The sequence below is a fragment of the Alkaliphilus peptidifermentans DSM 18978 genome (genome assembly GCF_900101495.1).
In the GTDB taxonomy this organism is placed as follows: Bacteria; Bacillota; Clostridia; order Peptostreptococcales; family Natronincolaceae; genus Alkaliphilus_C; species Alkaliphilus_C peptidifermentans.
Window position 1 is genome coordinate 26,481 of record NZ_FMUS01000028.1, and the last position, 21,753, is coordinate 48,233.

Here is a 21,753-nt window from a genome sequence, read left to right on the forward strand (position 1 = left end):
CTTGTAATAACCCTCCATTATAATTAAAATATACATAAGGGGTGAGTTTATGGCTAAAAAAAAGCAATTAACAGTACATAATAAATCAGATAAGCCTGATAATATAGTTACTTCTGAGCATAAAACCATTGAGGATTGTTTAGAAATTGAAGCTCAGCTACCACGATTTATGCGGGATTTCTTTATATATTTAAAAAATGCTGTTGCCCTATCAACACGTCTTGCTTACTTAAATGATATTCTATTTTTTTGTAAGTACTTAATCGCAGATAATACTATAACCTCTGCTAAAAAGGTTTCTGATATTACTATTGATGAATTTAATAATATAACAGCTAGGGATGTTAATTATTTTATTGGAGAATACTGTACCCGTTATATTATAGAAAGTCAGACTAGTATCAAAGTAGTAGAAAATCATAACCGTGCCCTAGCAAGAAAAAAGTCCTCCCTTTCTGTTTTATTTAAATATCTATATCGTGATGAGAAAATTAAGAATAATATAATAGACGGGTTAAATCCCATACGCCTGCCAAAGCCCCAACCAGATGCAATTAAGCGTCTTGAGATTGATGAAGTAGCAAGGCTTTTAGATGTTATTGATAGTGGAACAGTTTTTACTGACAAGGAAAAAGTCTACTGGGAAAAAACTAGACTTAGAGATCGGGCTATAATACTTTTATTTGTGACCTACGGCCTTCGTTTAAGCGAATTAAACCAGTTAAACATTTCTTCCTTTAATTTTAGTCGAGGTGAGTTTAAAATTTATAGAAAACGAGGTAAAGAGGTTCTGATGCCTATTAATCGTACCTGCGAGAAGGTTGTTAAGGAATATGTATCCTTAGAAAGACCAAAATCAGAAGTCCTGGATGATGAAAATAAGGATGCGCTTTTCTTATCCATTCAAAGGACTAGAATGACCCCCAGAGCAATTCGTAACTTGGTAAAGAAGTATACTTCATATGTATTAGGAACAACTTCAGATAATGGTTACAGTCCCCATAAACTGAGGGCAACTGCTGCAACATCGTTGATACAACAGGGCTTTTCAATATATGATGTGCAAAACTTATTAGATCACGATAATGTTACAACCACCCAGTTATATGCTGCCCACAAGAAAAATGTAAAGCGAGAAATTGTTAATAATTTTGAATGGATAGATGAATAATTCTCCAAAAAACCGAACGAATGTTTGTATTTTTACTAATAATGTGTTATAATTATGGAAAATAAATTACAAATTAGAGAGGAGCTCTCCAATGTATGAAGATTTAAGCAGTAAGCAGGTTGAGATACTTAAATATATGAAGAGCCAAATAAATCAAAAGGGTTATCCACCGTCGGTTAGAGAAATATGTGAAGCGGTTGCCTTAAGGTCTACCTCTACTGTCCATGGACATCTTTCAAAGCTGGAAACTAAGGGATATATCAGACGTGATGCAACTAAACCAAGAGCGATAGAAATCTTAACTGATGATCATAATGAAGATTACTCATATCATAAGGAAATGGTTAACATTCCTATTATAGGTAAAGTGACCGCTGGTGAACCTATTTTAGCAGTAGAAAATATCGAGGATTCCTTTCCAATGCCCTTAGATTTTGTAGGTCATGAAAACCATAAACTATTTATGTTAACCATCCGAGGCGATAGCATGATTGAAGCGGGAATAATGGATAATGACTATGTAATAGTTCGACAGCAACCAGTGGCTACTAATGGCGATATAGTTGTTGCTTTAATGGAGGATGGTGCTACAGTTAAACGTTTTTATCGCGAGAAGGATTATATAAGGTTACAACCTGAAAATAGTTCTATGGAACCTATTATAGTTAAAGATGTGTCCATCTTAGGAAAAGTAGTAGGTGTTTTTAGGAAAATTCAATAAAAATTCTACCATGTCTACACACTCTATTATAAAAATAATGTTAAATCACTAGATGATTACAACTAATATTATGCTATAATTTATTTGGGGGAGTTGATCTTTTGGAGGATAAAATATTTAATTTAATGGAAAAGATGTATGTTGAGTTAAGTACTAAAATTGATACTATGGATAATAAAATTACTACTATGGATAAACGTTTTGATACTATTGATAGTAAGATTGATTCCATGGATAAGCGTTTTGATAGTATTGATAGTAGAATTGACTCCATGGATAAACGGTTTGATAGTATTGATAGAAGAATTGATTCCATGGATAATAGAATTGATAGTATTGAAAATAAAATGGAAGCAGGCTTTCATAAAGTCAATCAAGATTTAACTCGATTGGAAAATAAGATGGATGAGAACCATAGTGCTCTATATGACGGCTATATGCAGAGTATCGAAGGTTTAAATGTATTAAACGAAAAAGTTGATAAACTAACCGAACAAGTAGAACATCAAGAGATAAAACTACAGGTTATTAAAGGTTCAAAATAAATTGCCACCAGCCCCGAAGCTGGTGGTTTCTATTATTCCTTTTTAATTAATGCTTTTTTAATCATTCACATAATTATTTACTAATTACCTTCAGAAAGATTTACAATATTTTGCAAAGCTTTTATTGCTCCCAGCTTTGCATGTTCATAGGTTAAGCCACCCTGATAGTATACTATATATGGAGGCTTAATAGGCGCATCTGCACTTAGCTCGATTGAAGATCCTTGAACAAAGGCACCTGCAGCCATAATTACTGGTACATCATAACCGGGCATATCCCACGGCTCAGGTTTAACAAATGAGTCCACCGGTGCCGCCTCTTGAATACCTTTGCAAAAAGCCAATACCTTCCCTTCATCCGCCAGCTCAATAGCTTGAATAATGTCACTTCTTTTATGATTGTAATTTGGCATTACTCTATAGCCAGCATCACTAAAAAGCTTAGCACAAAAGATAGCACCCTTTATCGCTTCACATACAACATGGGGGGCAATAAAAAGACCATGAAACATGGACCTTGAAGTTCCAAAGGTTAAACCACACTCTTTCCCTATTCCTGGTGATGTCATTCTGTATGATATCAATTCTATTAAATCTTTATTACCAACAATATATCCTCCAGCTAAGGCCAGTCCGCCTCCAGGGTTCTTAATTAGAGATCCAGCAATTAAATCGGCTCCCACCTCTGTAGGTTCTTTAGTTTCTAAAAATTCTCCATAACAGTTATCAACCATGCATATGATGTTGGCGTTTTTGGCCTTTGCTATATTGACTATTCTTTCAATTGTTGCAATGTCTACTGCTTTTCTAAAACCATAGCCTGTAGAACGTTGTATATAAACCAGGGTTGTTTTTTTATTAATAGTTGCTTCTATTTCTTTGAAATCAACTTCTCCATTATCTAAAAAATCAATCTGGTTATATATTACTCCAAGTTTTTTTAAGCTTAATGGATAGTTTCCTCTTATACCTATTAATTCATCAAGGGTATCGTAGGGCTTACCGGTTACAGAAATCATCTCATCCCCTGGCTTTAGGAGTCCAGATAAGCATAGGGTTAGGGCATGGGTTCCATTTACAATAGTGGGCCGTACAATGGCGTCTTGACCGCCAAACACTCTACTATATACCTCCTCCAGCTTTTCTCTTCCTAAATCATTGTAGCCGTAGCCAGTTGTCCATTGAAAATGCTGGTCACTTAGTCTCGATTCCTGCATTGCTCTAAGTACTTTATATTGATTAAATTCTTTAATTTTGTCCAACTCTTTAAACTCTTGTTCAACTGTGGCCTCAGCTTGTTTAACCTTTTCAATGATATCCTGGCTAATTCCAAAAAGCTGTTGTAACATATGTTGACTTTGTTCCATTAATTCTTCTCCTCCACCTCTGTTGTTTTAATATTACAAATGGGGCATTTCTTCTTTTGATAAAGCTCTATCTTAAGTGCAATTGGTATGTAGTCCATAGCCTTTTGAAATCCTTCCTTTTGACCAATTTTCCTACCTATAACATATCCTAATAATACCATTAACAAGCCGAAAATAACAATAGTTCCATATAGCATTATACCCCTCCTACCTTCTGGAATACAAGTAATTTATAAAAATTGCTACGGGTAATATTATAAGAGTATTAATCCAGTTTAGCATTATTGCAGCAACCAGTAGTATTAAAATAAAGATTATAACCTCACCCTTACCAAACTTTACGGCGTAATTCTTAAAGCTATATTTCTTATCATAATTAAAATCAACAATGTCATCCAATAGCTGAATTGTAAAAATTAGAATTAATGCATGGATAAAAATATCTATTGGGACAAATAAAGTATTAATAATTATTAAAATAATTATTTCTTGATATGATTTTAATCCAAAGGGAAGCCTTTGCAGAGGAATTTGAAACATACCAATGATATAAGCTGCAGTAAATAATGAGAAGGAATAATAAGTATCCAGCATCATTGCCAATGCTAAAAATAAGAGGCAATAGGGCAGCTTACAGTCAAATATGTTTAGAAGCTTTTTTTTATCGATTGCAGCTTCTTCTTTAAAGTCAACTTCATCATCTAGCCATTTAATTACGAATCCAATTAATAACACCGCTATATATCTTTTAAAGATTTCTACCCACAAACATTCTCACCTCTTTAAAACCCATTCCACTTACTGAGGAAATAGGGATTATATAGGAATCATAATACTTATTTTTAAGCAGCTCATACCCCTTTTTACTTCCTTCTAAATCCATTTTGTTTGAGAGGATACAATAGCTACTTTTTGACTTGCAATATCTATTAATTTGATCATCGATAAGACTAATGGAATTGATTTCTCTCAAAAATATACTGGAGGCATCAATTACATGTAGAATAATATTAGTTTCTTCTAATGCTTTTATAGTAGCAGTCATTGAACTACGAATGTCCTCATTATCACTAATGCCATCTATCAATCCACTAGAGTCTAGAAGCTTAAAGCTCTGAAATCCTTTATAAATTGGAATCGACAGATTTATTTCACAGATGTCTTTGGTCTTAAAAGGGGTTTGACTTATTAAGTATTTCTTAGCTAATTCAATGGAATATTCTTTGTGTATAATCCTACCTTCCACATCCTTAAAGTTTAACTCACATTTGTAAACCCCTAAGTAGGAAGCAAAATTAAGAAAGAAGGAAGTCTTACCAACATTGGGTTTTCCAACTAAGAGACAGTGTTTCATATTATCACCATCCATATGCAATTAGTACAATCCTTGATGCTAAAGCATATGCAACTTTAATAAAAAGAATGACATAAATTACTCTCATATATAGTAATGAGAGTAACCTATGTCATTCAAAATCTTCTCTTGTTAGCATCATTAATTCTTGGATTGAGCATTCATCTCTATTTTTTAGTCTAACTGCTTGTCTTCTTATAGCCTTTTCTATAAGATTTCTAACAAGACGCGCGTTACCGGAGTGTAACCCATCCCTCATTCTTTTTTGAGCCAAAAGTTGAAATAGCTTTGCTTTTGCTGAAATAGATAATAAATACTGTCTACATTCTATCATTAAATCTGCTATTTCAACCAGCTCTTCAATTGTGTAATCTTCAAAATCCATATGTATAGGAAATCTAGATTTTAGTCCAGGATTAACCCGTAAAAAATTATCCATTTCCTCTTGATATCCAGCAAGAATAAGAATTAAATTATCCTTATGATCCTCCATTCCCTTTACAAGGGCATCAATCGCTTCCTTGCCAAAGTCCTTTTCTCCACCTCTAGCAAGAGAGTAGGCCTCATCAATAAAGATGATACCACCTATGCCCTTTCTAATTTGCTCCCTTACCTTCTGTGCAGTATGACCTATGTATTCGCCAACTAGATCTGCCCGTTCAATCTCTATTAGATGTCCATTCTCTAATATTCCTTTTGCTTTTAGAATTTTCCCTAGTAGTCGTGCCACAGTAGTTTTTCCTGTACCTGGATTTCCTTTGAAAATCATATGCATTGCCATTGGTTGTGCCTGCAATCCGTTTTCTTTTCTTTTCTTTTGCATATCTGTATAGGCTAAAACTTCATTAACAAGAGATTTTACATTATTTAGCCCAATAAGCTTATCCAATTCTTTTAATATACTCTCAAGGGAAGCTTCGTCATTAACATCCTTTGAATCAACAGCAGCTTTTTCTTTTTCATAAAATAGGCTGTCAAAAAATTCATTGGTTGATAATCTTCCTGATTCTAATGAATTGTACTTTTCCTGTAAAGAATATATGACCCTTCTTTTCATCGAATCACCTCAGAAAAAAATGCTATTCTATCATATTCACAAAGCTTCAAAAACGTGACAAAAAACCGCCATAATAATATAGCGGTTATAGTTTGTAGCCAAATACTGATATGCTCAAAACTACATTTTGTTATTGGTTAGGTTTACAGCAGTAGCTGGTGAAATTGTTGATACTGCATGCTTGTAAATCAACTGTTGCTTTCCATCAGAGTCTAAAACAATAGTATAGTTATCAAATCCTTTTACAAAACCCTTCAGCTGAAACCCATTTACTAAATATATTGTAATAGGAATGCTTTCCTTTCGGACTTGATTCAAAAAAACATCCTGCAGGTTAATGGTATTTTTCATGCTATGCCCTCCTCATAATAATATTATTTAGGTATTCGATATGAAGTAAAAATGTCCTTCTACCTCTTTAAGAATATCTTTAAATAATTTTTCTTCAGTAGGATATTCACTTAAATTATACCAGTTGACAGCTTCATATCTTCTAAACCAAGTTAATTGTCTCTTGGCATATCGTCTTGTATCTCGCTTCAATGTTTCAATTGCTGCATCTAGACTATACTCGCCTTTTAAATATCCTATAATTTCCTTATAACCTAAACCTTTGAAAGCAGTCAAATCCCTTGAATATCCTTTATCTAAAAGGAACTGTACCTCTTCAACTAGTCCCTGTTTTACCATTATATCAACTCTTTGGTTAATTCTATCGTATAATTCCTCTCTATCTCTTGTCAAACCTATAATATAGAAGTCATAATCATTATTTAGAGTAATATCTTCACTGAAATCACCCATGTTTTCGCCCCCTTCATAATTAACTTCAAGGGCTCTAATTACACGTTTAACATTATTGGGATGAATTCTTACAGCAGCCGCAGGGTCTATTTCCTTTAGCTTACTGTGTAGATGCAGATTACCCTTAGTCCTTGCTTCATCCTCCAGCTGTGAACGAAGCTTCCAATTAGAAATAGTATTGGTAAAATCCATATTGTATATCAGGGAATTAAAATATAGACCTGTACCTCCAACAAGAATAGGTAATTTGTTTTTAGCATGGATTTCTATTATTTTATTTTTTGCTTGATGTTGAAAATCTGCTACAGAAAACTCCTCATCGGGATAAACAATATCTAATAAATGATGGGGTATACCATCCTGCTCTTCTAAAGAGGGCTTAGCTGTTCCAATGTTCATATGATGGTAAATCTGCATTGAGTCAGCTGATATTATTTCACCATTTAAGCTTTGTGCTATATTTATTGAAGTATCAGTTTTCCCTACAGCTGTAGGCCCAAATATCATTAATACTTTTGGTTTCAAGATTTCACTCCCTTCTATTGAATTCTTTTAAAATATTTCTCTATTTCATATCTTGTAAGACTAATAAGAATTGGCCTACCATGGGGGCATGTTAATGGAGGCGTTAAAGTACTCAAATCTACAAGTAATTTATCTATCTCATTAATATTCAGCTTATCCTTTGCTTTTATCGCTTCTTTACACGCTCTTTGAATAACCTTCTCTTCAAAAAGAGTCTTATCTGTAGCATCCTTCATGTCATCAATAAGATCATAAAAAAAGTTAAAGTTTTGTGGTATACCCATAACCATAGGAACGCTTCTTATAATTATGGTGTTTTGCCCAAATTCCTCTATATCAAATCCCAACTTATTAAACTTTTCTAATTTATTAATAATGATTAAATAATCCTCTGCTGATAGGTTTATTACTCTTGGCTCAAGAAGCTGCTGTGAAGTCACCATAGTCCTTTTACACTCATCAAGTAGCTTATTATAAATCAATCGTTCATGGGCTGCATGTTGATCTATTAAGTAAAGAGAGTTCTCTTTTTCCAATAAAATATATGTATTAAACAATTGCCCAATTACTTTAATACCTTCTATGAGTGATATTATGAAATTCTCTTGTACTTCTTCTTTCACAGACTCTACACTATGATTATCATCTAGAATAGCTTCATCTTCACTTAATTTTTTAAAGGCTATGTCATATAAATTTATATCATTATCTGGATTTTCATAATCCTTAGTTTCTTTATTTATATGTGTAGATATACCTACATTGCTATTTGTATTGTATTCAATTTTATCTTCTTTTATCCCCTCTGTTGGTTGATTAGTGGTGGATATCGAAGATATATTCCTAATTCTTTCCTTCACATTAAAATTATCACCCTGTGGTGATACCTTTAGTTCAGGTATAGTTATTCTGGTAGATAATCCTCTACTTATGATTTTTTGTATGGAATTATTAATATCAGATTCATCATTGAATTTTACCTCTGTTTTCATAGGATGAACATTAACATCGACGTATGAAGGGTCTATAGTTAAATTTAGTACACAAATGGGGTATTTATTTATAGGAAGCTTCTCCTTATAGGCTAGCTCAATGGCTTGGCTAATAATCTTGCTTTTAACATATCTACCATTAATAAATACTATCTCATAATTACGATTTCCCCTATAAAGGCTAGGTTGACCAATAAACCCCTCAATTTTTAAATTATTCATTTCATCATCTATATTAATCATGCTTTTTAACCATACATCCTGTAAAACCGATAAAATTGTAGCTGATAGATTTCCGTCACCCAAGGTAGTGAACATAACATTATTATTGTTAACATATCTAAAGGCTACATTGGGCTTGCTTAAGGCTAATCTAGTAATAATTTCTGTTATTCTACTGGTTTCACCCTGGGTAGTCTTCATAAATTTAAGCCTTGCTGGGGTATTAAAAAATAGGTTATTAACGATAATTGTTGTTCCAGTTGGACACCCTATAGGTTTTTTTCCAATTAGACGGCCTCCATTAAGCTCTATCGTTACACCATATTGCTGCTCCTGTGTTTTTGTAATCATTTCCACCTGTGCCACGGCTGCAATGCTTGCCAATGCCTCCCCTCTAAAACCAAGGGATTGAATACTATTTAAATCTTTAATCTTTTCAATTTTTGAAGTGGCATGTCTTAAAAAGGCTTTTTCCACATCATCCTCAGGGATACCTATCCCATTGTCAGTCACTCTTATGTATTTTTTTCCACCTTCCTTTATTTCAACTGTAATAGAAGATGAACCTGCATCAATGGCATTTTCCACTAACTCCTTAACAATGGAATATGGTCCTTCAACCACCTCACCTGCGGCAATTTTGTTTATGGTTAAATCATCTAGTAAGCGTATCATTTAGCTTCCTCCCTGTAAAAGCTGATTTACCTTTTTTTGCAGATTGGCAAGTATATTGAGGGCTTCAATTGGTGTGGTTTCAAGTAAATTTACTTCTTTTAATTCCTCAATTATATTATTTTGATAAAGTGAATTGAAGTCAATTTGAACTGGTGTGGCTTCCTCAATAGTAGCTACAGCTTCTTCTCTTCCACTGCTTATGCATAGACTATCAACCCTTGCTATATCCTTTTCTTCTAGTCTTAATAGAATATCCTTGGCACGACATATAACCTCAGCAGGTAAACCAGCAAGTCTAGCAACTTGTATCCCATAGCTTCTATCTGCACTTCCATCGATTACCTTCCTGAGAAAGATAATATCTTCTCCCTCTTCCTTAACAGAAATACGATAATTTTTTACACCCTTTATGATGCCCTCTAACTCTGTAAGCTCGTGATAATGGGTTGAAAAAAGTGTCTTGGCACTAATTTTCTTACTTATATGCTCTATAACTGACCAAGCAATGCTTAAACCATCAAATGTACTTGTACCTCGGCCTATCTCATCGAGAATAAGGAGACTATTTTTTGTTGCACAATTAAGTATATTAGCCATTTCACTCATTTCTACCATGAAGGTACTCTGACCTTGTGAAAGATCATCACTGGCACCAACTCTTGTAAATATCCTATCTACAATACCTATTGAAGCTTCAGACACAGGAATAAAGGATCCAATCTGTGCCATCAGCACAATTAAAGCCACCTGTCGCATATATGTTGATTTACCCGCCATATTAGGGCCAGTTATAATTGAAACCTGATGATCTTCATTATCAAGATAAATATCATTAGCTATAAACATTTGATTATCTAACATTTTCTCAACTACTGGATGTCTTCCATCCTTAATACTTATTATGTGGCTACTATTTATATTTGGTTTTGTATAATTGTTTTCGGCAGCTACTTCTCCCAGTGAAACTAGCATATCTAATTCAGCTATTGCAGAAGCAGTTGACTGAATACGGCTGATCTCTTTTGAAATTATATCCCTTATTTCTATAAATAATTGATATTCCAATACAACTACTTTATCCTCTGCACCAAGTATTTTTGATTCAATTTCCTTTAATTCTGGAGTAATAAAACGCTCGCAATTTGCCAGAGTCTGCTTACGCTGGTAGTCTTCTGGGACCTGCTTTAAATAGGACTTTGTAACTTCTATATAGTAGCCAAACACCTTATTAAAACCCATTTTTAAGGACTTAATACCTGTCTTAAGCTTTTCTTCTTCCTCCAGCTTAGCTATCCATTCTTTACCTTCTCTAGATGCCAACTGTAGCTTATCCACCTCTGGATGGTAGCCAGTTTTAATAATTCCACCATCCTTCAATGCAATTGGTAGATCTTCAACTATACCTTTATTAATTAGCTCCTTAATATCCTCAAGAGTGTCTATTCTATTATGAACACTAGCAAGTAGTTGCTTTTCATCCTTTATTAACTCTTTTATTAAAGGTATCTGTTCAAGAGATGTCTTTAAGGCTACTAAATCTCTCGGATTGGCAGAGCCATATGATATTTTAGCAGCTAATCTTTCTAAATCATAAACGCTTCTTAAATGCTCCCTCAATTCTTTTCTTAAACCAATATTATCCTTTAGAGTACCAACAGCCTCTAACCTGTCATTTATCTTTTCAATCTTCAATAGAGGAGTCTCTAAAGATTTCCTTAGCATTCTTCCACCCATCGCTGTAGATGTTTTATCTAAGACCCATAATAAAGAACCCTTTTTATTTTTCCCACGAATAGTTTCTGTAAGCTCTAGATTAAATCTCGTACTATAGTCTAATACCATTGTTTCAGACAGGTGATATACATTTATCTTGTTGATATGACCTAAAAATCTTTTCTGAGTGGTTTTTAGGTAATTAATTAAGGCTCCTGTAGAAATAATTCCATTGTGTGTAGAAGCTAGACCTAATCCATCTAAATTTATTACATTAAAATGCTCCTTTAACCGATTAGAGGCATACTGATATTCAAAGCACCAATGGTCATGATCATTAGTAACTAAGTCGAATTGCTTACATATTTCATTAAAGAATTCCTTCCAATATACATTATCCTCTATGTAATAGATGACTTCTTTAGGCTGTATTTTTGTTATTTCATCTTGAAGTCCTTGAAGTATTCCCTCGCCAATTATCTCTGTTGTAAATAATTCTCCTGTAGAAATATCTACATAGGATATTCCTACTCCATCAGCTTGTCCATAAATAGACATAAGATAGTTATTCTTCTTTTCATCTAAAAGCTGAGTATCAATCAACGTTCCTGGTGTTATTATCCTAACTACATCTCTTTTTACTATTCCCACTGCTTCAGAAGCGTCTTCCACCTGCTCACATATGGCTACCTTATATCCCTTTGTAATTAACCTATCTATATAGCTATCTACAGAATGATGCGGTACACCACACATTGGTGCACGGCTTTCAAACCCACAATCTCTTCCTGTTAGGGTTATCTCTAATTCTCTAGAAGCTATCTCAGCATCATCGAAAAACAATTCATAAAAATCACCTAATCGAAATAATAATAGGGCATCCTGATACTGCTTTTTTATCTGAAAGTATTGCTCCATCATAGGCGTTAGCTTTTTCAAATAAACCCCTCCTGTATATGAAAATCATAGGTTTATTATAACAAATATCAGATAGTTAAACTATAAGGAAATAAAAAAGAACGCAATTTGCGTTCTCTATTTTATTCAACTAACTCTCCATTTAAAGAAAAGGTTTTTGGATCAATAATTTTTACATTTACTAGCTTTCCAATATATGAGCTGTCTCCATTGAAGTTAACTAGCTTATTTTGTCTTGTTCGACCCATCAGCCTATTTGGATCAGTTTTACTTGGTCCCTCCACTAAAACCTCAACAGTTTTATTTAAATAAGATGCATTTATCTCTCCACAAATCTGGTTAACAGCTTCAACTAATCTATTAAAGCGATTATGCTTGACTTCATCCGAAACCTGTATATCCATATCTGCTGCCGGTGTACCCTTGCGTATAGAGTAAAGGAAGGTAAATGCAGCATCGAATCTAACTGTCTTAACAACGTCAAGGGTGTGGTTGAAGTCTTCTTCCGTTTCTCCAGGAAATCCTACAATAATATCTGTTGTTAAAGATATGTCTGGTATTCTTTCCTTTAACATTTCTATGTGCTGAAGATACTTTTCCTTGGTATATTTTCGATTCATTTCCTTTAGTATATGGTTGCTGCCAGCCTGGAAAGGAAGATGAAGATGTTCACATACCTTATCACACTCAGCCATTGCATTAATTAGCTCCTCTGATAAATCCTTTGGGTGAGATGTCATAAATCTAATTCTTTCAAGTCCGACAACTTTATTAAGCTCCCTTAATAGGTATGCAAAGGTAACTTTATCTGTAAGGGTTTTACCATATGAATTAACATTCTGACCCAGCAAAGTAATCTCCTTAGTTCCATTTGTAACTAGGTCTGTAACTTCTGAAACTATATCAGATACCTCTCTACTTCTTTCTCGTCCCCTAGTATAAGGCACTATACAATATGTACAGAAATTATTACATCCAAACATAATATTCACAAAGGTCTTTATTCCATATTTTCTTATTACAGGAACTCCCTCAATAATTTCTCCCTCTTGCTCCCATACATCCACCAACATATTATCTGAATGCATCGCATTCACTAAAAGCTCAGGAAACTTATGTAGATTATGGGTACCAAAAACAATATCTACATGATTATACTTTTTCTTGATTTCTTCAATAACTTGTGGTTGCTGCATCATACACCCACAAACAGCAATTATCATATCGGTTCTTTTTCTCTTAAGATTTTTTAGAGCTCCCAAATTACCATATACCTTTAATTCTGCATTTTCTCTAACACAGCATGTATTGAATATAACTAAATCGGCTTCATCTTTATTTTTTGTTTCAACATATCCCATATTTTCCAGCATACCTGCTAGCTTTTCTGAATCGTGTTCATTCATTTGACACCCATAGGTGGTTATTTGATACTTCTTTTCCTTTTTGTTATTAGAATAATGCCTTTGATTTTCATTTTTTATAGCTTCCATAAATTCCTGTTGATTTTGTATATCTAAGGAAGTAACCTCATATTCGTTTTTCCTTTTCAAAGTAAAGCCTCCTCAATAATCTATATAAGTTTACTATTATTCTTTTGTATTCACCTATCAATTATAACTTAAACTTGTACATAAAAAAAGATTCGGGTTTAGTGCTTGGATAAATTTTTATATAATAGATGTTAGCATTTAGTTAGTATAAATACAAGGTATATATGGAAATTTACTCTAATAATACAATGTTTCTAGTTCTAGATAATATGTGAAATGGGTAAAATATGTCAATAATATTTTTTTTCATATAATAATCACATTATGATAAAAATCGACAATACACTTTGATAGAATGAATTGATATGTTTTAGTACCTTTATTATTTTAAGAATTAAACTGTTTTTTTAATATAGTAAAAATAATATATGTTTCATTTATTTATATACTGGTACTATAAGTTAAACATGAATATATTAAGCTTTAGGGGGAAAATCATGAAGTATCAAGAATTATCAAAGGATGAATTAATTCACCTACTTCAAGAAAGAGACGAAACCATTAAGGGATTAAATTCTAGAAATAAAACCACTACAATTAAGGAAAAAAACCAAATAAAACAGATGTCAGCTTTAGAATATGATAATCAATTTTATTATTATGCCTTTGACGCCATACCTGTTGGTTTAATAATTATTGATAAAGAATATAAAATTATCCAAGTAAATCAGGCTATATTAAACCTTTGCAATGCTAATATCGATCTAATTGGAGAAAAAATCTGTAAAGGTATTTGCTGTCTATTTTCAGATATCACTTTCAGCAATATTCTGAACTGCTCTATCCGAAATGCCGTTGACTCTGTGTTTATAACAGGTAGCTCTGTTTATAATCATACTGTTAAATCTTCACCTATAAATAGAGAAGAAATGCCATCAATAATTAGCTTGAATGTTATAAAAACATCAATACTGAATAATGATTACGCTGTAATTACTGTAAATAGTATAACTCAAGAAAGGAATACCCATGAGCTTAGAAAAGAGATTATCCACAAGAAGCTAATGAAGGAAATTGATATATATAACCAGCTTCAAACAGCTTTTATATCAAATATATCCCATGAGTTCAAAACCCCATTAAATATTATTTTCAGCACTATTCAATTGTTACAATTTCAGCTTGAAAATAAAAAAATAGAAACCACTTCATATAAACTAGAGGGATATATAGAAACAATGAAGCAAAATTCATATAGACTACTTCGCCTAATAAATAACTTAATTGATATAACTAAGCTGGATTCGGGATTATTGGAGCCACAGCTTAAGAGAATTGACATTATTATGCTTTTGGAAAATATTATGTTATCACTAGGTGGTTACATAAAGAATAAAAATCGAATACTATTTTTTAACACAGATATTGATAAAAAGATAATTACATGTGATTCCTATATGATGGAGAGAATTATTTTAAACTTACTTTCAAATGCTGTAAAGTTTACTAAACCAGGAGATAAAATATGGGTTAATGTTTCTAGTGTTGGAGATTACATACTTATATCGGTAAAGGATACTGGTATAGGAATACCAAATGATAAGAAGAAGGTAATTTTTAATCGCTTTAGACAAGCAAATCCAGATTTGAATCGTAGTCATGAGGGAAGCGGAATAGGTCTATCCCTTGTAAAATCTTTAGTGGAAATACATGGTGGAAAGATTTATGTAGAAAGTCAGGTGGATGTTGGAAGTAAATTTATTATAAAGCTACCTACTAACATTCCAACAAATAATGATGTACAGTATTCAGAAGGCTTTGTTCAAGAAATAAACGTTGATAAAATACAGCTTGATTTTTGTGATATATATAAATAGAACAGGACATAAGTTGAAGTATCTGCCTGTTTTTTTATAATTAGAAATTTAATTACTAAAAATAATTATAACAAGCCAAGTAGCTTCATAAATAAAGCCCCTCCATTAGAGGGGCGCTTTATTTATGAAGCTTTTTTATGATTTAACTTCTTTTGATTCCATTCCTTAAGGTAGGTTCTTAACTCCTTTACAGTTCCAGCAAATACAAATACTTTCATTTATTCTCCCCCGTTCATAGTTAATCTTATAATTTAATTATAATCGAACATATGTTTGTTGTAAAGCACTTTTTTTATGTTTGTCCTAATTTTCTCTATATATATTCTATTATTATATAAATTATGATTAAACTGAGAACAGATTATAAAAGAATTACTTATTATTTCGTTACTAGTATGCATCACTATTCTTCATATAATATTGGATCTATTATTCCTGCCTCATTAAATCCCTTTAATCTTAATACACAGCTATCACATACCCCACAGGCCTTTTCCTTACCATTATAACAACTGGTAGTCAAGTGATATGGAGCACCATATTTATATCCCAGCTGAATTGTTTCCTTTTTACTAAGGTTGATTAATGGTGTTTTTATTTCAATAGAATTACCCTTCACACCTGCTGCGGTACCAACATCAACTACTTTTTGAAAGGCCTTAATAAATTCTGGACGACAATCGGGGTAACCGCTATAGTCAATAGAGCTAACACCTATAAAAATAGCTTCTGCACCTATCACCTCTGCATATCCCAGTGCATAGCTCAAGAAAATTATGTTCCTTGCGGGAACATAGGTTATAGGAATATCATTGGTTTCTTGATACGTTGGAAGGTCTATGGATTCATCTGTAAGTGCGCTTCCACCCACATTTTCTATTGCTATTATTTTATGATCACTACTCTGAAAGTAAGTTGCAATCTCCTTAGCTAAAGCCAATTCTCTATTATGTCTTTGTTTATAATCAAAGGATATTGGGTAAAGCTGGTATCCTTCCTGCTGTGCTATTGCCATACATGTTGTGCTATCTAAACCACCTGATAATAATATTACAGCTTTTTTCATATTTTTTATCATTCCTTTCGCTTCCCTCAAGAACCCTCCACTAATTGAACTGTTCTTATAGTTTTATTGCATGATAAAAATCATTTTTAAGATTTATGTCATTCTTAAAGACACCCTCTGATGAAAAGGTTGTAGTAATACTTCCAAGCTTTTTAATTCCCCTCATACTAATACACAAATGTTCTGCATTAACTACAACTATTACTCCCTTGGGAGAGAGCTTATCTACTATAGCCTTTGAAATCATAGTAGTCATTCTTTCTTGAACCTGGAGTCGTCTAGAGGTGTTTTCTACCAATCGATGAAGCTTACTTAAGCCTACAATTTTTCCATTTGGTATATAGCCAATGTGGACCTTACCAAAAAAAGGTATTAGATGATGCTCACAGGTAGAGTGAAAAGGAATATCCTTAACCACCACCATTTCATCATGCTCTTCAGAAAAAACTGTATTTAATTCCTCATTTGGGTTTATGCCAGTGTGTCCATAAATTTCTTTGAATAAATTCATAACTCTTTTGGGAGTTTCCTTTAATCCCTCTCTATTAGGATCTTCACCGATTTCCTCAAGAATAATCTTAATTGCCTCCATTACCCTTCCTTCGTTCATATTAGACCCCCCTTTCATCAGGATTCCAAATAATTTTATGGATCTGCAGCTGAAACCGCAAATCTAAATTATCCTCCAATATCCAATTGATAATCTTTTGTGGATCAATTTCTCCAAAAACTGGCGAAACGGTTATCACACCCAACTGATGGAACTTTTTAATTATTTCCCTCATCCATAAATAATCTTCTCTGCTTCCAATAACAATTTTTATTTCATCATTTTTTCTTAGATTTGTAAAGTTTTCATAGAATATGGAATTGGAGGCACCAGAGGATGGAGCCTTTATATCCATAGTATACCGATGCTTAGGATTTAATGGAAATTTATTTATATCAATCGATCCATTTGTTTCAATATTTACTTCGTAGTCTTCTAGCCTTGATAGAAGAACTCTAACCTCATCCTGCAGTAATGGTTCGCCTCCTGTTAAACATACTCGTTTATAACCATAGGTCTTAATCTGTGAAACTACTTCCTCCACCGACATTAATGAACCCTCATGATGGGAATAGACAGTATCACAATAGCTACAACTCAAATTACAACCAGTAAGGCGAACAAAAATAGTTGGATAGCCTGTAGAAATACCTTCTCCCTGTATACTTAGAAAAATTTCATTAATTTTCAGCATAGTACTGCTCCCTTTCTAGGGTTCCATAGCTGGTTGGGGTCTCCCACAAAACTATTTTTTGAATGAAATAGTCTTCACCCTTCAATGATTCATCTAACCTCTCAAAAATCCATACCAGCATATTTTCACAGGTGGGATTAAAGTCAAACACGTCGTTTAAGTAACGATGATCCAGCTTTAGTAAAATTTCCTTTTTTACAAGCTCTTTTAAATCATTAAAATCCATCACCATACCTCTATAGTCAATCCTTCCACGAATAGTTATTTCCATTCTATAGGTATGTCCATGAAGATATTTACAATCTCCATCATAATCATCTAATTTATGGGCACTGTCAAAGGTAAAAATTTTAGTAACATCTATTAGCTTATTATTCATTATTCTTCATTCCTTTCTTTAAAAAGCCCAAATAGCAACATCCAATTGCTCCATTTAGTTGAGGATACTTTGGAATTATAACATGCTTATCTTCCTGCTGTAAGAAATGTATAATTGCTTCGTTTTCTGCTACACCACCAGCTAGAATCAAAAGCCTTCCCCTGAGTTTTTGAAGCTGTGGTTGTATTCTCTTAAATAAAGCATAATTGATTCCAGCAGCCAATTGAGACAATGGGGTTCCCTGGGCTATCTCACCTATTAATTCAGATTCTCCAAAAACTGCACAGGTACTATTTAGATTTACTGGATTTTCATAGTGCTTCATGAGATCATCCAAAGGAATTTCTAGTATATTGGACATATTCTCTAAATATCGCCCACTGGAGGCAGCACATTTATCATTTAAAAGCATGTCAGTTATGATTCCCTTCTCCACTTTAATTATCTTAAAATCCTGTCCTCCTATATCAAGCAAAGTAAAATCTTCCTCTCCAGTCTGGCATAGAGCACCATAAACATGAGCCTTTAATTCGTTAATAATTAATGCTCCTGCTATTTGTAGATTATTTCTACCATAGCCAGTACTGATGATATTATCATAATCAGAGAGGCCCAGTTGAGATAAATTGATATGGATTTCTCCATCTATCATTTTACTGAAATCCCTGTAAAACTTCATTGTGCTAATTATTTCTGTTTTTATTAGAATATCATCTTTAAAGCAGGCTATTTTTACTGCTCTACTGCCAATATCTATCCCTAGTTGCTTCATAAGCCCGTCACTCCTTTAAATCCTTTAGCATATCTATGAAGGACTCTAATCTCAATTTTGTACGGGCATCGCCTTTTTCAGGATAGTCCCCTTCTATTGTTAATACAGGTACCTTTAAGGATTTTTTAATAATAATATCCTCTATTCCTCTATGGCAAAAGCTTTGAGTATAGTGAATAATACCATCTAATCTTCTATTATTAATCTCTTCCTTAATTTCAGTTAATCTACCCTGTAGATCATATGGATATGTGAAATTTAAATACATATTAAAGATATTAGTATCAATGGTTTCCTTAGCCATTGTAAATGCCCTTTGAACCTCGTTAAATACGATTCTACCCCCGTTTTCCTCCACCAAATGATATAAATCACTAATATTAGGCGGGACGCCAATATATCCAAGTCTTATTTCATTGGAGGGAAATGGTTTTCTTCCTTCTATATCTTGTATGGCTTCCTCTAATTCATTCAAAAATACTTTTGGATCTCCATTGAAGTCGCTGCATGACACCTGCCATAGATGATTTTCAAAGCCTGTAGCTTGATTGGTTTTCCAGGTTAGCTCATCTAGATACTTTACTCTTTGCCTTATGGGATACAATTCCCTCTTCATATCATCTACAGCCTCAAGCCTGACATTGAAATGATCCATTAAATGATTTATCTCTTCTATCATCGATTGATACTGCTTTTTTTGTGGAAAACCAAAGAGAATTACCTTTTTACCCTTTGACCTCCATACTTCTATTAATGATTTTGTGTTGGAGCAATCGCCTTCTGTAACTCCTACAATATAGTCTATATCCTCCAACATAGCTACTCCATATATCCCCTTAATACATGCACAAAGGTTTCTAGGAAAGCCTTCTATTTCAGAATAATTCATATATTTGGTGCTATTACCTAAAACAAATATATTGTTAAGGTCCACTGGAGTAACTCCAGCAGCGTATAATACTTCAACAGGTACAGTTGTTGTTATTCCCACCTTCATAAGACATCTCCTCTCCATAAAGAAATTCCCAACGATTATAAAATTTATAAAAAACAAAAAAGACTACTATAATTAGTAGCCTCGGATTTTTAACGATTTTAAGCCACTAAGATTAGTAGCTAAAGTTAATATTTTTGCACAATAATAAAGCACTCAAATTTAATTGGTTATGCCTTAGTTTTGTTTAAGGACAGGAGGCTTTCGAACTGTCCAGATACTAATGTATCACAAGAAGCTATTTAATTCAAGTGATAAGTCAAGATTAATCTATAGCTTTTAGTTTAACAGCATGATGATATTTTTTCTCTTGAGGGTTTATTTCTTCTAATATATTTAATAGAATATTCTCTGCTTCTTCCATGTTTTTAGGTATACCTAAACCATAACCTTTTCTTTCAAGCCTTGAAAACAACTCAGTCAGAATAGGAGGTTCTAGCTTTGCCCTTTTAATAACATCAACATTACTGAAAATCTCCATGGGTGATCCAGCAGCTATAATATTACCGCTGTCGATAACATAAATTTTATCAGCAATCTCAGGCACTACATTTATATCATGGGTTGTGGTTATAGTAGTAATTCCATGGGCACTGTTTAGATGATTTAAGAGGGATACCATCTCCGTCTTAGATTTTGGGTCAAGGGATTCAAAGGGCTCGTCCATAATTAATATTTCTGGCATCATTACTATTGAACCGGCTAGTGCCACCTTTTTTTTCTGACCACCACTTAGGTAGTGGGGTATTTTTTCTAGAATATCAGCAATTCCTAAGCTTTCAGCAACATTACGAACCATCTCATCTATTTCATTTTTACTTAAACCTTCGTTTCTGGGGGTAAATGCAATATCATCATAAACTCTAGGGCCAATAATTTGTTCATCTGCATTTTGAAATACAACACCAATTTTTTTTCTAATAGTATTGAAATTTTTACTGGGTTGTAGGCCCATTACTTCCACTATTCCATCTACTGGTTTGAGAAGTCCAAGAATATGTGATAATAGAGTGGTTTTTCCTGCACCATTAGGCCCAAGTATCACTATTCTTTCACCCTTAAAAACTTCAAAATTTAAACCGCAAATATTTACCTCTGTTTTATCAGGATAAATATGCTTTAAGCATTGTACCTTTATTAAAGGCTCCATGGTATCACCGTCCCTAATAATATTATAACAGAGAAAAAGATAAGTAAAACATCTCTTCCCTTTAATGGCCAATTATCTGATGTGATGGGAATACCACCATTGTAGCCTCTAAGGGTATATATTTGATACATCCTGTCATTCATGTCATAGGAATGAATTATCATAATACCAAGGGCACCAGCAATATTTTTAATATTCTTAACTAAATTAAAGGATCTATATCCGCCTCTTAGCTTCATGCTCTTTAATAGATTTTCCATTTGCTCAATTAAGATAAAAACCGAACGGTAGGTGAATAAAAATATATCCACTAAAAGTTTAGGTAAAAACTTTGATAATAGTGCAAATATATCAACATAAGGGGTTGTTGTAATTAACAATATCATTGTTAATGCAGCCCCACTGGCCTTAAGTATAACGATTAAGCCAAGAATATATGATTGCTGCAATCTTATAAATGCAAATAACAAAGAAAAAAATAAAGGATATAAAACGAGGTGAAAAACCTTATTATAGGGAATTTTTCCTATGGCAAATAAAATCAAAAGTATTAATATTAACCCCGACAATTTATATATGTTATTACTAATTATAAAAGATGCCAAGACCAATAAAGAAAATATAGATTTTGAGACAGCCCTCATTCTATGAAGAGGGCTATCTGTGGTATTGGATAAGTAATCTATTTCAGCTATATGCATTCCTATACCTCAT

Annotated in this window: 22 protein-coding genes; 4 read left to right on the forward strand and 18 right to left on the reverse strand. The window is 33.2% G+C overall.

Translation table 11 applies throughout. From position 1 onward, the window contains the following. The first annotated feature begins 49 nt into the window (after positions 1–49). From BLP68_RS17125 to BLP68_RS17135, 3 genes are all read left to right on the forward strand, one after another. Positions 50–1,171 (forward strand): tyrosine-type recombinase/integrase, encoded by a 1,122-nt coding sequence (locus BLP68_RS17125; protein ID WP_091546220.1) that lies wholly within the window; start codon positions 50–52, stop codon positions 1,169–1,171. A 91-nt stretch (positions 1,172–1,262) separates the two neighbouring features. After that, positions 1,263–1,892 (forward strand): transcriptional repressor LexA, encoded by a 630-nt coding sequence (gene lexA / locus BLP68_RS17130; protein WP_091546224.1) that lies wholly within the window; start codon positions 1,263–1,265, stop codon positions 1,890–1,892. 101 nt (positions 1,893–1,993) lie between these two features. Continuing rightward, the gene (locus BLP68_RS17135) at positions 1,994–2,437 is read left to right on the forward strand and encodes a hypothetical protein (RefSeq protein WP_091546226.1); all 444 of its coding nucleotides are present in this window, start codon (positions 1,994–1,996) and stop codon (positions 2,435–2,437) included. Positions 2,438–2,517: 80 nt separating this feature from the next. Here BLP68_RS17135 and BLP68_RS17140 read toward each other — a convergent pair whose 3' ends face one another. The 10 genes from BLP68_RS17140 to miaB form a co-directional block, all read right to left on the reverse strand. Then, positions 2,518–3,804, reverse strand: a complete 1,287-nt coding sequence (locus BLP68_RS17140; protein ID WP_091546230.1) for a methionine gamma-lyase family protein — start codon at positions 3,802–3,804, stop codon at positions 2,518–2,520. Further along, a complete protein-coding gene (locus tag BLP68_RS17145) occupies positions 3,804–4,001 on the reverse strand; it encodes a hypothetical protein (RefSeq protein ID WP_091546234.1) in 198 nt (65 codons plus the stop codon). The genes BLP68_RS17140 and BLP68_RS17145 overlap by 1 nt, the downstream gene beginning before the upstream one ends. A 10-nt stretch (positions 4,002–4,011) precedes the next feature. Next, positions 4,012–4,572, reverse strand: a complete 561-nt coding sequence (locus tag BLP68_RS17150) for a hypothetical protein (protein WP_091546236.1) — start codon at positions 4,570–4,572, stop codon at positions 4,012–4,014. After that, positions 4,553–5,158 carry a GTPase domain-containing protein gene (locus BLP68_RS17155; RefSeq protein ID WP_176759085.1) on the reverse strand — a complete coding sequence of 202 codons (606 nt, stop codon included), beginning with the start codon at positions 5,156–5,158 and terminating at the stop codon, positions 4,553–4,555. Before BLP68_RS17155 ends, BLP68_RS17150 begins: the two co-directional genes overlap by 20 nt. A 112-nt stretch (positions 5,159–5,270) precedes the next feature. Next, positions 5,271–6,215, reverse strand: a complete 945-nt coding sequence (locus BLP68_RS17160; RefSeq protein ID WP_091546241.1) for an AAA family ATPase — start codon at positions 6,213–6,215, stop codon at positions 5,271–5,273. A gap of 120 nt (positions 6,216–6,335) precedes the next feature. Then, the gene (gene hfq / locus BLP68_RS17165; protein ID WP_091546243.1) at positions 6,336–6,566 is read right to left on the reverse strand and encodes an RNA chaperone Hfq; all 231 of its coding nucleotides are present in this window, start codon (positions 6,564–6,566) and stop codon (positions 6,336–6,338) included. A 27-nt stretch (positions 6,567–6,593) separates the two neighbouring features. After that, the gene (gene miaA / locus BLP68_RS17170) at positions 6,594–7,544 is read right to left on the reverse strand and encodes a tRNA (adenosine(37)-N6)-dimethylallyltransferase MiaA (protein ID WP_278278245.1); all 951 of its coding nucleotides are present in this window, start codon (positions 7,542–7,544) and stop codon (positions 6,594–6,596) included. A gap of 14 nt (positions 7,545–7,558) precedes the next feature. Beyond that, on the reverse strand, positions 7,559–9,433 hold the full coding sequence (mutL, locus tag BLP68_RS17175) for a DNA mismatch repair endonuclease MutL (RefSeq protein ID WP_091546246.1): 1,875 nt from the start codon (positions 9,431–9,433) through the stop codon (positions 7,559–7,561). Further along, the gene (gene mutS, locus BLP68_RS17180; RefSeq protein ID WP_091546249.1) at positions 9,434–12,085 is read right to left on the reverse strand and encodes a DNA mismatch repair protein MutS; all 2,652 of its coding nucleotides are present in this window, start codon (positions 12,083–12,085) and stop codon (positions 9,434–9,436) included. Between the two features lie 101 nt (positions 12,086–12,186). Further along, complete coding sequence (miaB, locus tag BLP68_RS17185; protein WP_330389212.1) at positions 12,187–13,617, reverse strand: tRNA (N6-isopentenyl adenosine(37)-C2)-methylthiotransferase MiaB; 1,431 nt, start codon at positions 13,615–13,617, stop codon at positions 12,187–12,189. 437 nt (positions 13,618–14,054) lie between these two features. Here miaB and BLP68_RS17190 point away from each other — a divergent pair, with 437 nt between their 5' ends. Next, on the forward strand, positions 14,055–15,434 hold the full coding sequence (locus tag BLP68_RS17190) for a sensor histidine kinase (protein ID WP_176759086.1): 1,380 nt from the start codon (positions 14,055–14,057) through the stop codon (positions 15,432–15,434). Positions 15,435–15,837: 403 nt separating this feature from the next. Here BLP68_RS17190 and queC read toward each other — a convergent pair whose 3' ends face one another. The 8 genes from queC to BLP68_RS17230 all read right to left on the reverse strand — a co-directional run bounded on the left by queC (position 15,838) and on the right by BLP68_RS17230 (position 21,740). Further along, positions 15,838–16,530, reverse strand: coding sequence for a 7-cyano-7-deazaguanine synthase QueC (queC, locus tag BLP68_RS17195; RefSeq protein WP_330389213.1), 693 nt, complete (start codon positions 16,528–16,530; stop codon positions 15,838–15,840). 25 nt (positions 16,531–16,555) lie between these two features. Then, positions 16,556–17,110: a GTP cyclohydrolase I FolE gene (gene folE, locus BLP68_RS17200; RefSeq protein WP_091546253.1), complete on the reverse strand. Its 555-nt coding sequence runs from the start codon at positions 17,108–17,110 to the stop codon at positions 16,556–16,558. A gap of 1 nt (position 17,111) precedes the next feature. Next, complete coding sequence (locus BLP68_RS17205; RefSeq protein WP_242877023.1) at positions 17,112–17,744, reverse strand: radical SAM protein; 633 nt, start codon at positions 17,742–17,744, stop codon at positions 17,112–17,114. Beyond that, a complete protein-coding gene (gene queD, locus BLP68_RS17210) occupies positions 17,731–18,123 on the reverse strand; it encodes a 6-carboxytetrahydropterin synthase QueD (protein ID WP_207647935.1) in 393 nt (130 codons plus the stop codon). The genes BLP68_RS17205 and queD overlap by 14 nt, the downstream gene beginning before the upstream one ends. Then, positions 18,116–18,895 carry an acyl-CoA dehydratase activase gene (locus tag BLP68_RS17215; protein ID WP_091546256.1) on the reverse strand — a complete coding sequence of 260 codons (780 nt, stop codon included), beginning with the start codon at positions 18,893–18,895 and terminating at the stop codon, positions 18,116–18,118. The genes queD and BLP68_RS17215 overlap by 8 nt, the downstream gene beginning before the upstream one ends. A 7-nt stretch (positions 18,896–18,902) precedes the next feature. Beyond that, complete coding sequence (locus BLP68_RS17220; protein ID WP_242877024.1) at positions 18,903–19,892, reverse strand: 2-hydroxyacyl-CoA dehydratase family protein; 990 nt, start codon at positions 19,890–19,892, stop codon at positions 18,903–18,905. 262 nt (positions 19,893–20,154) lie between these two features. Continuing rightward, positions 20,155–21,039: an energy-coupling factor ABC transporter ATP-binding protein gene (locus tag BLP68_RS17225; protein ID WP_091546262.1), complete on the reverse strand. Its 885-nt coding sequence runs from the start codon at positions 21,037–21,039 to the stop codon at positions 20,155–20,157. Next, complete coding sequence (locus BLP68_RS17230; protein WP_091546265.1) at positions 21,027–21,740, reverse strand: energy-coupling factor transporter transmembrane component T family protein; 714 nt, start codon at positions 21,738–21,740, stop codon at positions 21,027–21,029. Before BLP68_RS17230 ends, BLP68_RS17225 begins: the two co-directional genes overlap by 13 nt. Between the last annotated feature and the right edge of the window lie 13 nt (positions 21,741–21,753).